At 39.1% G+C, this 15346-nt stretch carries 11 protein-coding genes; 9 read left to right on the top strand and 2 right to left on the bottom strand.

From position 1 onward, the window contains the following. Window positions 1–260 precede the first annotated feature (260 nt). The 9 genes from EZ456_RS16095 (at window position 261) to EZ456_RS16055 (ending at window position 14439) form a co-directional block, all read left to right on the top strand. On the top strand, window positions 261–3245 hold the full coding sequence (locus EZ456_RS16095; protein WP_131531847.1) for a SusC/RagA family TonB-linked outer membrane protein: 2985 nt from the start codon (window positions 261–263) through the stop codon (window positions 3243–3245). Window positions 3246–3273: 28 nt separating this feature from the next. Further along, window positions 3274–4878 carry a RagB/SusD family nutrient uptake outer membrane protein gene (locus EZ456_RS16090; protein ID WP_131531846.1) on the top strand — a complete coding sequence of 535 codons (1605 nt, stop codon included), beginning with the start codon at window positions 3274–3276 and terminating at the stop codon, window positions 4876–4878. Window positions 4879–4889: 11 nt separating this feature from the next. Then, window positions 4890–6002, top strand: a complete 1113-nt coding sequence (locus tag EZ456_RS16085) for a SusE domain-containing protein (RefSeq protein WP_131531844.1) — start codon at window positions 4890–4892, stop codon at window positions 6000–6002. Window positions 6003–6116: 114 nt separating this feature from the next. Continuing rightward, on the top strand, window positions 6117–7169 hold the full coding sequence (locus EZ456_RS16080; RefSeq protein WP_131531843.1) for a glycoside hydrolase family 53 protein: 1053 nt from the start codon (window positions 6117–6119) through the stop codon (window positions 7167–7169). Window positions 7170–7306: 137 nt separating this feature from the next. Beyond that, window positions 7307–9874, top strand: coding sequence for a membrane or secreted protein (locus EZ456_RS16075; RefSeq protein WP_131531842.1), 2568 nt, complete (start codon window positions 7307–7309; stop codon window positions 9872–9874). A gap of 11 nt (window positions 9875–9885) precedes the next feature. Next, window positions 9886–12318, top strand: coding sequence for a DUF4982 domain-containing protein (locus tag EZ456_RS16070; protein ID WP_131531841.1), 2433 nt, complete (start codon window positions 9886–9888; stop codon window positions 12316–12318). Window positions 12319–12878: 560 nt separating this feature from the next. Beyond that, a complete protein-coding gene (locus EZ456_RS16065; RefSeq protein ID WP_131531840.1) occupies window positions 12879–13169 on the top strand; it encodes a hypothetical protein in 291 nt (96 codons plus the stop codon). A gap of 163 nt (window positions 13170–13332) precedes the next feature. Further along, window positions 13333–13521: a cold-shock protein gene (locus EZ456_RS16060; RefSeq protein ID WP_025142821.1), complete on the top strand. Its 189-nt coding sequence runs from the start codon at window positions 13333–13335 to the stop codon at window positions 13519–13521. A 246-nt stretch (window positions 13522–13767) separates the two neighbouring features. Continuing rightward, complete coding sequence (locus EZ456_RS16055) at window positions 13768–14439, top strand: hypothetical protein (protein WP_205945118.1); 672 nt, start codon at window positions 13768–13770, stop codon at window positions 14437–14439. 1 nt (window position 14440) lies between these two features. On the opposite strand, the gene EZ456_RS16050 is transcribed toward EZ456_RS16055, so the two are convergent. Beyond that, the gene (locus EZ456_RS16050) at window positions 14441–14782 is read right to left on the bottom strand and encodes a hypothetical protein (RefSeq protein WP_131531838.1); all 342 of its coding nucleotides are present in this window, start codon (window positions 14780–14782) and stop codon (window positions 14441–14443) included. A gap of 324 nt (window positions 14783–15106) precedes the next feature. Next, on the bottom strand, window positions 15107–15346 hold a 240-nt coding region (locus tag EZ456_RS25370), incomplete at its 5' end, for a hypothetical protein (protein WP_205945117.1).

Here is a 15346-nt window from a genome sequence, read left to right as displayed (position 1 = left end):
GGGGTTTAGCGTGATAGTCATTCCCAACCCTATAGGTATCGGGTCGATTGGGTATCACGTAGTTGCTCATCGCAGATAATCGCAATACTATGCTAGGTCTTTTTCTTCCGCATTAGGATCCCCACCTCCGCGGGAATGATGGATAGAAAGCGATTTAACCCAATAATATGTCGATTAGCACAAAAGAAATGAACAATAGCACAAGGCGAAGAATGGTATAAAGCCTTCATTTGTATTGTTAATTCTAACCATAATATTCTATGCACATTTTTACATCTTTCATCAAGAGTAACAAGCAAATGTTAATGCTTTTACTACTGATTTTTACCCATGGATATCTTTTTGCACAGCAGGCAACCGTTAGTGGAGTTGTTAAATCAGCACCCGATAATTTGGGCATGCCTGGCGTAAGTGTCCGCTTAAAAGGAACGGCGATTGCCACCTCTACTGATGCAAATGGAAATTTTAGTATCAAGATACCGGCCCAAGCCGGAATTCTCGAATTTACCTCAGTGGGTTATAAAGTTCAGGAAGTTCCCGTTTCTAAAACCACAACGCTAACCATCACTTTAATCGAAGATGCTTCTACCTTAAATGATGTGGTGGTAGTGGGTTATGGAACTACCCGAAAACAAGACCTTACGGGATCTGTAGCGGTTGTTGGCGTAAAAGATTTCCAAAAAGGAAGTATCAGCACGCCCGAGCAAATGTTATCAGGTAAAGTATCGGGAGTTTCGATTACTTCGAACAGCGGACAACCAGGAAGCGGTAGTACCATTCGTATCCGCGGTGGTTCATCGCTAAATGCCAGCAACGATCCGTTAATTGTTATCGATGGAGTACCATTAGAAAGTGGTGGCGTTTCGGGTGCATCAAATCCATTAAGTTTTATCAATCCAAATGATATTGAAACCTTCACGGTTTTAAAAGATGCATCGGCAGCAGCCATTTACGGTGCAAGAGCGTCGAATGGTGTAATTATCATTACCACAAAAAAGGGATTAGGTGATGCTTTGAAAGTAACTTTCAATTCGGTAAACTCAGTTTCTAAGTTAACCAAACAGTTAGATGTATTAAGTGCTGATGAAATCCGCGCGATTGTAAACTCAAAGGGTACCTCGGCACAAAAAGCAAAACTAGGAGCGTTTAATACCAACTGGCAGGATCTGATTTATCAGGATGGTTTTTCTAGCGATAACAATATCAGTATTAGCGGAGGGATTAAAAAACTGCCTTATCGCTTATCTCTCGGTTATCAAAATCAAACAGGAGTACTCAGGACCGATGAATTGCAGAAAACTTCAGCCGCAATTGTTTTCAATCCAAGATTTTTTGATAATCACCTAAAACTGGATATCAACCTGAAGGGGAGTATGCAGAAAGCACGTTTTGCAAATGCTTCAGCTATCGGTGGAGCCGTTAGTTTTGATCCAACGCAGGCAACTTATACCAATCGATCTGATTATAATGGTTATTGGGAATGGCTAGATTCGAGTACGCCAACAGGTTTGGTTAATCTGGTTGGTCGAAATCCGGTTGGTTTATTGGAACAGAGAGAAGACAGGGCGAAACCGATGCGTAGTATTGGTAATGTTCAATTGGATTATAGTTTTCACTTTCTGCCAGAGTTGCACGCTAATTTGAATGCTGCTTATGATGTAGCTTCGGGTAAAGGAACGGTTTATGTAGATCCAAATGCTGCTGAATCGATTTTAAGCAATGGTGTAAGCAACCAGTATAAACAAAACAGAAGAAATACCGTTCTGGATTTTTACCTGAACTATATTAAAGAATTTAAATCGATTAAAAGTAGGATAGATGCAACGGCGGGTTATTCTTACAACGATTATTTAACTACGCAATACAATTATCCAAGTTTTGATGCGAATGGGAATAAGGTAGCCAATTCTGATCCGGCATTTGCTTTTAATAAACCGCAATACCGTTTGATCTCTTATTTTGGAAGATTGAATTACAACTACGATGAACGTTTTCTGTTAACGGCAACCATACGCCGCGATGGTTCATCACGCTTTGGTCCGGCATATAAATATGGCGTTTTCCCTTCAGTAGCATTGGCCTGGACAGTTAAAAACGAAGCCTTTTTGAAGGATAATAAAATAATATCTGCCTTGAAATTAAGAGCCAGTTATGGTATTACCGGACAGCAGGACGGGATTGGGAACTACGGTTACATGTCTACCTATGGTTTAAGTGCTTTAAATGCATCTTACCAGTTTGGAAATACTTTTTACCAAATGTACCGCCCTAGTGCATACATCGCTAACATTAAGTGGGAAGAAACCGCAACAGCCAATATTGGTTTAGATTTTGGTTTGTTTGATAACCGTATCACAGGTAGTTTGGATCTCTATCAAAAGAAAACAAGTGATTTGTTGAATTTAATTCCTCAACCTGCCGGTACAAATTTCGCGGCAACAGCAATCGTGAATGTGGGTGATATGGAAAACAAAGGAATTGAACTTACTTTAGGATTTAACCCAGTTAGAGAAAAGGATTTTAATTGGGATTTCAGTTTCAATGCCACTTATAATAAAAATACCATCACCAATTTAACGGTGGTGCCGAATGATCCAAATTATGCAGGTTTCCCAAGTGGGACAATTGCCGGCGGCGTTGGTGGCCAAAATGCATTTATCAACGCGGTTGGCGGACCGAAAAACACTTTCAATCTGTTTGAACAGACTTATGATCAGAACGGAAATCCGATTGAGGGTGTTTATGTAGATCAGAATGGTGATGGTGTAATCAATCAGAACGATTTCAAAAAAGGGAAACAAGCAGATCCAAAAGTATTTCTGGGTTTTAGCAATAACCTGAGCTACAAAAAATGGAACCTGTCTTTTACCCTGAGGGCCAACTTAGGTAATTATGTGTACAACAATAATTATAGCCAAAGCGGTAATCTAAATCAAATTTTAGGTACGGCAATTATTTTAAATGCTTCACCCAATTACCTGACTACCAATTTTAAAACACAGCAATTACTTAGCGATTATTATGTTCAAAATGCATCATTCTTGAGAATGGATAATGTTAATTTGGGTTATGCTTTCGGTAAAATCTTAAAAACCAAAGCAAACCTGCAACTCACGGCCAGCGTGCAAAATGTATTTGTAATTACAAAATATCAAGGATTAGATCCGGAAGTGGCTTCGGGTGTGGATAACAATATCTACCCAAGACCACGTATTTTCTCTTTAGGCTTAAATGTTAATTTTTAAGATGATGAACTGTTTTAATAAAAAATATATGAAACCACGTGTTTTACAACTAATCACTTTGGTTTGCGCAATCGCTCTACTGACTTCGTGCAACAAATTAGATTTAGTACCTACAAATGATCTTACAGCTGATAAAGTGTATACTTCAGCAGCTGGTTATAAACAATCGTTGGCCAAGGTTTATGGCGCTTTTGCGCTTACTGGAAACGCATCTGTTGGCCAACCAGATATTCCGGTAGAGATTATCAAAGATGAAGGTAATTCGGACTTTATTCGCTTATACTGGAATTTACAGGAATTAACTACCGATGAGGCGGTTTGGTCATGGCAAAATGATGCTGGTATCCAGGGACTGCACGAAATGACCTGGTCGTCGATAAATTCGATCATCAACGGTTTATATTACCGTTCATTTTTCCAGATTACGCTTTGCAACGATTTTATCAATCAATCATCCGATGACAATCTAAGCAAAAGAGGAATCGTGGGTGCTGATGCCGATCAGGTGCGTAGGTTTAGGGCAGAGGCCCGTTTTATCAGGGCTTATCAGTATGCGGTATTGATGGATATTTACGGAAATCCACCACTGGTTACCGAAACTACAGAAATAGGAGGCAAAGATTTACCAAAACAGATTGCCCGTAAAGATTTATTCGCCTATGTAGAATCAGAACTCAAAGCCATTGAAAATGATTTAGCTGCACCAAAAGCCAACGAATATGGCCGTGCCGACAGAGCAGCATCGTGGGCTTTATTATCCAGGATATATTTAAATGCAGAAGTATATACTGGTACCGCCAGATATACCGAAGCAATTACCTATTGCAACAAAATTACTGCCGCGGGTTATACACTTCATGGCAATTACCGTGAACTGACCATTGCCGATAATCACTTAAATACTGATGAAAATATCTTTACCATTAATTATGATGGTACCAGTACCCAGAATTTTGGCGGTACTACTTACCTGATGCACGGACCTGCAGGCGTTCCTGCAGAGGTATCAGGATCAAATGGTAACTGGGGCGGATTAAGGATTACCCAGCAATTTGTAAATCTTTTTGCTGATAAAACAGGTGCAACAGATACAAGAGCGCAGTTTTATATGTCGGGACAAAACCTGGAGGTGAACGATTTATACACTTCTACCGATGGTTATTCCAGCACAAAATACCGCAATAAAACCCGTTCTGGCGGTCCGGCTCCACACCAGGATGTTGCCAAAGACTTTTCCGACATTGATTTTCCACTTTTCCGATTAGGAGAAACCTATTTAACTTATGCTGAGGCTGTTTTACGTGGAGGTAGTGGTGGTAGTTTAACGCAAGCTTTAGCCTATATTAACCAGTTGCGCACCCGTGCTTATAACGGGAGCACTGCCGGAAATATCACTTCAAGCGCGTTAACTGCTGATTTTATTTTAGATGAACGTGGTCGTGAACTTTGGTACGAAGCCATCCGCAGAACAGATTTGATCCGTTTCGGAAAATTTACCACGGCTGCTTATTTATGGGCATGGAAAGGTGGTAGTAAAGGTGGTACAGCTGTAAATGGTAAATACAATCTTTATCCATTGCCACCAACCGATCTTTCGGCCAATCCAAATCTTCGTCAGAATACAGGTTATTAATCTAAATCATCATGAAAAAACTCATTCAGATCATATATACTTTTCTTTTAATCAGTCTGTTTTTTGGCTGTAAAAAAGAAGAACGCACAAATATCGTAACCTCACCAGGTGCGAGTAGCCTTGCCTTTAAAAGTTCAGCCGCCAGTGTAGTATTAACTTCGGCAAATGATGCTACCAATGTCGCCACTTTCAGTTTTAAGGCTGCAGATTTTGGTGTGAGCATCGTTCCATCTTATTCTTTAGAGTTTGATGTGCCTGCTGATACCTTAGGTGCAAATGCCTGGGCAAACGCGGTTATCGTTAAACTTGCTGCTGGTACTTTTGAGAAAGCTTATTTAGGCGCAGATTTTAATTCACTTTTGGCCAATCAATTATTATTGCCAACCGGTGTAGTAAGTACTTTAGTTGTCCGTTTAAAAGCCGAGGTAACACAAAATACGGGCATGGCTTCAACTATCAAACCGATCTACTCAAGCTTAACGCTAACGGTTAATCCCTACAAAGCCACAATAGAATATCCTGCTTTAATGGTAAAAGGAGGTAACTCCTGGAAAACACCAACCGCAAGGACCAACGGTTTCGTGTTAACCTCGGCTAAATTCAATTCGAAATACGAGGGTTATTTAAACCTGCCTAATGCCGATGGTTATGGCGGCGACGCTTTTCAATTGGTATCTACAAAAGATGCCAGTAAAGTTTACGGTTGGGGAGGCACTTCAACTACGATGAGCTTAACAGGAGGTAATTTATATCTCACACCAGCACCCGCTTATATGAAAGTAAATGCTGATGTAGATGCACTAACCATTACCTATACGCCTGTAAAATTCTTTATCTCCGGTGATGACAATGCCTGGAGCACTTCGGCAACACCTTTAATTTACAATGCAACAACAGGTAAATGGGTTGCGGCAAATGTATCGTTAACTGCAGGTAAAACATTTGTGTTTACCTGTAACGGCGGCTACGATATCAGTTATAAAGTAGATGCCAATGGTGTATTGGTCTATGCGGGTGCACCGACCTGGGGCGGTATTAATATTCCAATTACCAAAACGGGCGTGTTCACCGTTACTTTAGATTTAAGTGCTGGTGATGGAAATTATACGTATTCGGTTAAATAACCTTCACAACGACGAATTCTAATGTAATAAGCTTTAAGATTACCGCCTGCGCGGGAATGACGACCGAGTTAGATAAAAAAATAAGTTCAATACTTGCTTTAAAAAGAATAGAAAATGTTTAAAAAAATAAAAAACGTTAACTGGCTGTGCATTATTTTGTTGCTATTAGTTATAAATACCGCGTGCAAAAAAACAATCAAAGGCGAAACACAGATTTATCCTGAGCCAGATCCAATTGGTACTTATGCCTTAGGTGCCGATGTAAGTTGGTTGACTGAAATGGAAGCTGCGGGTAAAAAGTTTTACAACGCTGCCGGAGCACAAGAGGATCTGCTGAAAATTTTAAAAGATAAGGGTATCAATACCATTCGCCTTAGGGTGTGGGTGAATCCAACGGCGGGTTATTGCAATACTGCCGATGTGTTAGCTAAGGCTAAAAGAGCAAAAGCCATGAACATGCGTTTGTTAATCGATTTTCATTACAGTGATTCGTGGGCAGACCCCGGCCAGCAAAACAAACCTGCCGCATGGGCAACACAAGATTTTGCAGCCTTAAAAACTTCGGTTTACAACCATACTGTTGAGGTTTTAACGGTTTTAAAAACCAATAAAATTGTACCTGAATGGGTTCAGGTAGGTAACGAAACCAATAATGGCATGTTATGGAATGATGGAAAAGCCTCTACAAATATGAAAAACTTTGCAGATTTGGTGCTTTCAGGCTATAACGGCGTAAAAGCGGTAAATTCAAGTTCGAAAGTAGTGGTGCATATTTCTAATGGTTATGATAACAGTTTATTTAGGTGGATATTTGATGGATTAAAGAATAATGGTGCCAAATGGGATGTAATCGGAATGTCGATGTACCCTACAGCTACTGATTGGTCGGCAAAAAATACCCAGTGTTTAACCAATATGACCGATATGGTTTCGCGTTATGGATCGGAAGTAATGATCTGCGAATTGGGAATGCCGGTTTCAGAAGCAGTAGCCTGCAAAGCTTTTATTAAAGACTTAATCGCGAAGAATAAATCGTTGCCAAATAATAAAGGTTTGGGGGTTTTTTATTGGGAACCACAATCTTACAATAGCTGGAGCGGTTATAAATTGGGTGCTTTTGATGATACGGGCAAGCCAACAGTTGCAATGGATGCGTTTCTGCCTTAGCCCCCAGCCCCTAAAGGGGAGTAAAAGTTCGATGCAGTGGTTCGTATCTCCACGAATCAGACAAATTGGTACTTGAAGACGTGTACCAGGCAAAAAAAACAAAGCCTTAAATCAAATACATTTTACCAACTTGTAATATGAAATTATACATAAACGATAGAAAGTCAAAGCCCCCTCTAGGGGGTTGGGGGATCGTTGTTTTTTTGCTATTTGCAACACTTGCCCATGCGCAAAATAAACAAGGTGTTTATGTAGATGCATCGGGTGTAATCCGCTGGGAGAAGGATAATAAGGAAGCTGCTTTTTTCGGTACAAACTATACTGCGCCTTTTGCATACGGTAACCGGGCCATTGTAAGGATGGGTGTAACTGCCGAACAAGCGATAAAAGACGATGTGTATCATTTCTCAAGGTTGGGTTTAGATGCTTTCCGTGTGCATGTTTGGGATCAGGAAATATCAGATGCTGAAGGAAACCTGATCAATAACGAGCATTTACGTCTTTTCGATTTTTTATTAGCAGAACTTAAGAAACGTAAGATCAAAACTTTGGTTACACCGATTGCTTTTTGGGGAAACGGTTATCCGGAAAAAGATGAAAATACCGGGAGCTTTGTTAATAAATACGGAAAAGATAAATCGGTTGTTAGTGAAGCCGCTTTTAAAGCTCAGGAAAACTACTTAAAGCAGTTTTTTAAACATAAAAATCCATACACGGGTTTAACCTATCAACAGGATGTTGCTATTTTAGCAGCAGAGATCAACAACGAACCTCATCATAATGGCCCGAAAGAAAGAGCAACCGAATATGTTAACCGCATGACAGCCGCCATAAAAAGTACTGGTTGGACCAAACCCATTTTCTATAACATCAGCGAATCGCCTTGGTATGCTGATGCCATTGTAAAAGCAAATGTTCAGGGGCATACCTTTCAATGGTACCCAACAGGTTTAGTTGCCGGACATACTTTGCAGGGCAATTACCTTCCGAATGTGGCGAAATATAAAATTCCTTTCGATTCTATTCCAGCGTTTAAAAATCGTGCTAAAGCCGTTTACGAATTTGATGCGGGTGATGTGATGGCTCCGATCATGTACCCTGCAATGGCTAGAAGTTTCAGGGCTGCAGGTTTCCAATGGGCTACACAATTTGCCTACGATCCGATGGCAACCGCTTATGCCAATACCGAATATCAAACCCATTATTTAAATCTTGCTTATACGCCATCAAAAGCGATTAGTATGTTAATTGCTTCAAAGGTTTTTCACCAAACTACCCGTTTAGATACGTTGAACAACGGTAATACTTTTGGCCCTTTTAAAATTGATTACAAAAATTCGCTAAGTGAAATGAGTACCGCTGAGGAATTTTATTATACCAATACAACTACGTCGAAAGTAGTCAATGCCCGAAAGCTGAAGCATATTGCAGGCGTGGGAAGCTCCAGAATTGTACAATATGAGGGTAGAGGGGCTTATTTTATCGATCAGCTCGCCACTGGAGTATGGCGTTTAGAGGTTATGCCAGATGCGATTCAGATCAGAGATTCTTTTGAAAAAGCTTCACCAAAAAAAGAAGTCACACAGATTATCTGGTCTACTTTACCAATCGATATTGATCTTCCTGATCTAGGCTCTGGTTTTACAGTCAAAGGATTAAATCAAGGCAATACTTTTAATTCAGCAGCTGTTGAACATCGTTTTAGTGTTTCTCCAGGTGCTTATCTTTTGACTAAGAAAAATTTGAAAAGCAATCTGAACGCCCAAAGCATTAGTCAGAATATAGCCTTGGGTGAATTTGTTGCGCCAAAAGCTTCAACAGGTGGTGTTTTTGTGAAACATCAGACTTTAACAACAGTTTCAGAAGATATAGCTTTACAAATCAATGCAGAAATTTTGGGTTTAGGTTTGAAAGATTCTGCCTTTGTTCAGCTAAATGCTGTAAACCGCGTGAAAAATATTCCTTTACAAAAAAATCAGGAATACCAGTATAGCGCAACAATTCCTGCTGAACTGGTGAGAAATGGTCTGCTGAAATATCAGATCATCGTCCATAAAGTAAATGGCGATTACATCACTTTTCCAGCAAATGTAAAAGGAAATCCCAATGCCTGGGATAAACTCGAAACTGAAAGTTACCAGACCTATGTGGCAGCTAAAGATGCCATTGTAGAAATCTTCAATGCAGGCATAGATGGAAAAAATATCAATATTTATAATCCTGATTGGGGAAACAATAAAGTTGAATATGTTTCAGAAGAAAATCCATCGGTATTGAACCTGAAACTCTCCATGAATAAGCCAAAAACAGGTCAATTGATGGGTTTTCAAAGCTTCTTTGTAGATAAAATGGCTGGGAGGACTGCAGAGCTGAATAATTTAAAAATATTGGTGATCAAGATTAAAGCAAATACAGAAAACACAAAGATTAAAATCGGTTTAATTGATACTGATGCACATTTTTTTGCGACTGAAATCCAAGCAATGAAAGGTTTTCAATCGATCGAAATTCCGTTAAATCAGCTTAAAAACGATAAACAGTTGTTGCTTCCACGCCCTTATCCTGGCTTTTTACCACTTTATTATCAGTCGCCAGACCGATCTGCTTTTAGTCTGAAGAATGCTGAAAAATTTGAAATCACATTTGGTTATGGAAATACCACTAAACCAACTAATATTACTATCGAATCTATCTATTTAAAATAACCGTCAATTACATGTTCCGATTGAAAAAAATATTTTTTACCATTTTTATGGTTAGCCTTGCTTATTTAAATGCCTCCGCACAACGGACTGAAATTTTACTTGACGAAGGTTGGAAATTCTCAAAGGGAAATTTTCCCAATGCAGCCGAAGCCACTTTTAATGATACGCGTTGGGAAACTGTTACCGTTCCACACGATTGGGCCATTAGCGGGCCTTTTGATAAAGAAATAGACAAGCAGGTAACGGCGATCACTCAAAATGGCGAAACAAAGGCAAGCGAAAAAACAGGTAGAACAGGCGCTTTACCTTATATTGGTGAAGGCTGGTATAGGAAAAAACTGAATCTCCCAACACTTAAAGCAAACCAGAAAGTGCTGCTTCAGATTGATGGCGCCATGAGTGAGCCTCGGGTTTACCTAAACGGAAAATTGGTTGGACAATGGAATTACGGCTACAATTATTTTTATATTGATATTACAAATGACCTTAAAGCGAATGATAATTTACTCGCTATCCATTTGAAGAATATGCCCAAATCTTCACGCTGGTATCCAGGAGCAGGCTTGTACCGCAACGTGCATCTGATCATCAAAGAAGAAAAAAGCATCGATCAATGGGGAATCACCGTAACCACTCCTGTAGTGAAGAAAGAATTTGCGAAAGTAAATATCAAAACCAAATTAACAGGTAATGGTGTTCGAGTGGTTACTCAAATTTTAGATAGTTTGGGTAAACAGGTGGCTATTGATACGGCAAAAAACATTTTTGGCAACGAAACAGATCAGAACATGGCAATCAGAAATCCTAAGCTTTGGAGTCCGGAAAGGCCTTATTTGTACACTTCAGTATCGAGTGTGTATGAAGGAAACGTTTTGAAGGATGTGGTGAAAACAAGATTTGGGATCAGAACAATCAATTTTAATGCAGGTGTAGGATTTAGCCTCAATGGTCAGGTAAGAAAGTTTAAAGGCGTTTGTTTACATCACGATCTTGGCCCACTTGGTGCCGCCATCAATACAGCTGCTTTAAGAAGACAATTAAGCATTTTAAAAGAAATGGGCTGTGATGCCATCAGAAGTTCGCACAATATGCCTTCGCCCGAGCAATTGGAGCTGTGCGATGAAATGGGATTTATGTTTCTTGCCGAAAGTTTCGATGAATGGGCAAAAGCCAAAGTAGAAAATGGTTATCATTTATATTTCAATACCGATGCCGAAAAAGATATTGTAAATCTGGTGCAAGCCAATAAAAACCACCCCTGTATTGTGATGTGGAGCTCTGGAAATGAAGTGCCCGATCAGTTTGGTGCCGAAGGTGTTAAAAGGGCTAAATGGCTTCAGGAGATTTTTCACCGCGAAGATCCTACACGCCCTGTTACGGTAGGGATGGATCAGGTTAAAGCAACTATGCAATCGGGCTTTGGTGCGCTAATGGACATTCCAGGCTTAAATTATCGGGTTCACCTGTACGAAGAAGCCAATAAAGTTTTTCCGCAGGGATTTATATTGGGGTCGGAAACGGCATCAACGGTAAGCTCAAGAGGAATATATAAATTTCCGGTTGTAAAAGGATTTGATAAACAATATCCTGATTTTCAGTCTTCTTCTTATGATCTGGAATATTGCAGCTGGTCTAATGTACCTGATGATGATTTTGTAATGCAGGATGATAAACCTTGGGTAATCGGCGAATTTGTATGGACAGGTTTCGATTACCTCGGTGAACCTACCCCATACGATAGCAGCTGGCCTTCAAGAAGTTCTTATTTCGGGATTTCCGATCTCGCAGGTTTGCCTAAAGATCGTTATTACTTGTACAGAAGCCGTTGGAACAAAACAAAACCCACACTACATTTACTCCCTCATTGGAACTGGGAAGGAAGAGAAGGCGAAACTACACCTGTTTTTGTATACACCAGTTACGATAGTGCCGAACTTTTCTTGAATGGTAAAAGCTTGGGTGTGCGTAAAAAAGATAAATCGTCACCACAAAACCGCTACAGATTGATGTGGATGGATGTAAAATATGAACCTGGAACATTAAAAGTTATTGCATTTGATAGCAATGGAAAATCTGTAGCAGAAGAAAAGGTAATTACAGCTGGTAAACCTTATAAAATTGTGTTAACACCAGACAGAAAAGAAATTACGGCCGACGGAAAAGATTTGTCTTTTGTAACCGTATCGGTAGTTGATCAAAACGGTATACCTTGTCCAACAGCTATAAACGCTTTGAATTTTGAAGTTAAGGGAGCGGGGATATTCAAAGCCGTTTGTAATGGCGATGCCACTTCCTTAGAATCTTTCGTGAAACCAACAATGAAACTTTTCAGCGGAAAGTTAGTGGTAGTGGTACAGTCTGATAAAAATGGTGGTATGATACAGTTGAATGTTAAAGGGAAAGGATTAGAAAATGGAAACATAGAAATTGTTTCGGTTAAGTAATTATGTTTTGGTCGCTTCTGTAAAGTAACCCGCAGGTCCGTCATCCTCGCGCAGGCGGGGATCTTAAAGCTTCATACAAATCTAGCTAAAGCATTACGATTCCCAATCATTTACCAATTACAGATTGTAAAAATGAGTCGTCATTTCGACTGGAGCATAGCGAAATGGAGAAATCTTTAAACTATGTTTATTGGATAGCTCAAAGATTTCTCCACTGCGGTCTTAGCGAGATGCTAAGACCAGATTTTATTTAAAGATTCGTCATCCTCGCGTAGGTGGGGATCGTTAATGCCATTGCCATTACTTATTTTCTTTTAGGCGTTTCATACTTTCTGTATTTCCGTGACTAAATTGTTCTTGTAACATTGTATTTGTTCTACTTCTGAATAATAATCTTTTGATGTTCGGTTTTTAATTAAAAAAGCATCGAATTGCCTGTGTTTTTAAACTCTTTTCTGCTTTATGGGTTTTTTGTAACTTAATTGTATAGGTGCTGTTACAATTAATCTTATTTGGAATAATTCTTTAAATTAGCATATATTAAATAACCTGATAAGCTTATGGAAAATCTAAAAGAAGAACCCAAAATCAAAGCTTTCCTCACCAGGATAAAAGCAGAGTGGCCAGGAGTGGTAGAACGCTTTGAGTTTAAAACAGGCAGTGTAATTTACGTTCATTTAAAGGAAGGCATATCGAGTATAGATTTTCTCGGTAAACTATCCAGACAGGTAGAGCGTTTTGTCGATTTCAGTATGCCCATTATCTTATATCATATTGAGAGTGATGGCATGAATTTGAGGTCGCACCCAATTAATTGGTATTCTTCCATTACGCAAGGAAAATCTTTTTAACATTCCTAAACATTCGCAGTTAGTACCTTAGACTGTAAAATGGCAGCGATAATCTTTACAGTTGTAAATCTTTTGTGCATAATTAGCAATTTTGTTTGCCAGTAATTTTGGTTTTTGGGTTTTAATCCTATTTTTGGTTTTTAATTTAAAAACATCCAGTATAATGAAAAACGGAACAGTAAAATTTTTTAACTCAGAAAAAGGCTTTGGCTTTATTAAAGAAGAAAGCGGATCTGAGATTTTTGTGCATGCATCAGGCCTGATTGATGAAATCAGAGAGAATGATACAGTTGAATACGAAGTTCAAGAAGGCAAAAAAGGCCTTAATGCAGTTAAAGTAAGAGTTGTTTAATTCTTCCCCAAAAGATTTTGAGCAGGATTTAGTCCTGCTTTTTTTTTGCCTGATTTTTCCATCCTGACATCAAAATGGAAGATGCAAATTTACTGAACAAAAAGGTTGAAAAAATTTCCATCTCATTTTTAGTTGATTACCTTTCTAACCAGCATTAGGAACGTTTTATATAGTTATTTTCTGGATTGGATTTTTATTTTTGCCGCTGTCGATATACTCGGACGGAACCAAACAAATTAAATATTTTTGCAACTCTCTATTTTTTCAATTCAGAAACCTGTTATAAACACCAAACCGCTTGATCGAAGCGCTTTTATGGCTGCTGCACAATTTGTAATGGCACTTAATTTTGCTGATGAATTTGAGCTTTTAAGCTTATCGGTTATGAACACCCAGCCTGGCACAACTAAAAAAGGCGGACTGGTATTTGTACGCAATGGCAAGTTGAAAATGCATCCCGAAATCTACGATCATTTAGCGCTGATATCGATATCTTCTATTTGTGCAGGGAGTGTTTACTTCCATGGCCGCGATAAAATTGCTGCAGAAATTGTAAATTTACCCTATAGTGATGGCCTATTAAATCTGGAAGGTGCAGAAGAGGATTATATGGCTTTTAAACGTTTATGCAGCCCTGTTTCGCGATTCTTTTTGCTTCAAGCTAAAAAAGTACAATGGTCTGCAATACTATCTACCTTTCGGTTTTTTATGATGGAAGGCATTTGGGATGTGGTTAATTTTGTTGCCCATGCCCTGCATCAGGCTGACGCCGATGTACTCGCCTGTGCGCAACTTTTAGAAAGCATGCATAAACAAGAGTGGTATCCTGGTTTTTGTCGCTCCCTTCAGGATTTCCATGCTTCTCGTTATCCTTTAAGTAAAGTTGGTTTAGAATCAGAACTGCCAGAGATGCCCTAAATTATTTCAGATAGTTTTCTAATAAAGCACTTATTTCATCTCCAATAACTCTATTGCCCATATTAGTGAGTTTTTGCTGCGAAGAATTGTGTTTTTCGATATATGTAGCCTCTGTTTTATTGAATTTAAGGTAACCCTGCTCAAAATAACGTTCTTCAATTTCGGTAGAAGAATCCATCGATCTGAACCATAATTTAATCAACGACCCCGTAATTTTATCAAAATAAAGCCAGTGGTAGGTCGCTTCTGCATCTGCATTGTGTGGCAGGCCAAGACGCTGAATTTCTAGAATAGCGGTATCAGAATTTTGGAAAAAGTATAAAATCTTATATTTAGACGACATGCCGCAAAAATAGGACTTAATTTTTTACTACAAAAGAGATTTCTGTTGTTTAGATTTAATATTTGTTGGTTTAAACGAATTCGTCTTTCCCGCGCAGGCCTATCGTGTGGACACATCTTTATTAGCGTTTTAAAGGCCAATAGCTACTTCGTGGTCAGCATCTTTCCTGCTATTAACAAGCACTGATTCCTTAAAAACTATATTTTGAAGATAAATGTTGATTTTTTTTCGCTCTTTGCCGCTAGGGCATGGTACTTTGGAGCGCCAAAGTACCCAAAGCGCTTTGTCAATCTAGCAATGTGGCTTGTCACCGCCCCGCGCTCATCAAAAAAACAGCGGCACTTTGTTTTGTGTTGGTATTGCTAAGTGAAAGTTTTTACAAACTTCGAACACAAAACCACTGCGTTTCAGGCTTGGTAGTGCTATTTGTTCTTTTCTGCATCTGTTTTTTTGATTCTGCTGCCACTTGAGATTGACGGCGTTCTTCGGTAAAGCCTGTACTTTATTAAAGTTGGTCAGCAAAATGCCTAAAAAAATCAATAGTAAAAGATGTGTCCACACGAT

Source organism: Pedobacter psychrodurus (assembly GCF_004331735.1).
GTDB classification, from domain to species: domain Bacteria; phylum Bacteroidota; class Bacteroidia; order Sphingobacteriales; family Sphingobacteriaceae; genus Pedobacter; species Pedobacter psychrodurus.
This window is presented reverse-complemented; position numbering and strand designations above follow the sequence as displayed.

Excerpts from the sequence above, each read along its gene's own strand:
- EZ456_RS16095 (WP_131531847.1), top strand. The coding sequence starts at position 261 with ATGCACATTTTTACATCTTTCATCAAGAGTAACAAGCAAATGTTAATG.
- EZ456_RS16090 (WP_131531846.1), top strand. The coding sequence starts at position 3,274 with ATGAAACCACGTGTTTTACAACTAATCACTTTGGTTTGCGCAATCGCT.
- EZ456_RS16085 (WP_131531844.1), top strand. The coding sequence starts at position 4,890 with ATGAAAAAACTCATTCAGATCATATATACTTTTCTTTTAATCAGTCTG.
- EZ456_RS16080 (WP_131531843.1), top strand. The coding sequence starts at position 6,117 with ATGTTTAAAAAAATAAAAAACGTTAACTGGCTGTGCATTATTTTGTTG.
- EZ456_RS16075 (WP_131531842.1), top strand. The coding sequence starts at position 7,307 with ATGAAATTATACATAAACGATAGAAAGTCAAAGCCCCCTCTAGGGGGT.
- EZ456_RS16070 (WP_131531841.1), top strand. The coding sequence starts at position 9,886 with ATGTTCCGATTGAAAAAAATATTTTTTACCATTTTTATGGTTAGCCTT.
- EZ456_RS16065 (WP_131531840.1), top strand. The coding sequence starts at position 12,879 with ATGGAAAATCTAAAAGAAGAACCCAAAATCAAAGCTTTCCTCACCAGG.
- EZ456_RS16060 (WP_025142821.1), top strand. The coding sequence starts at position 13,333 with ATGAAAAACGGAACAGTAAAATTTTTTAACTCAGAAAAAGGCTTTGGC.
- EZ456_RS16050 (WP_131531838.1), bottom strand. The coding sequence starts at position 14,782 with ATGTCGTCTAAATATAAGATTTTATACTTTTTCCAAAATTCTGATACC.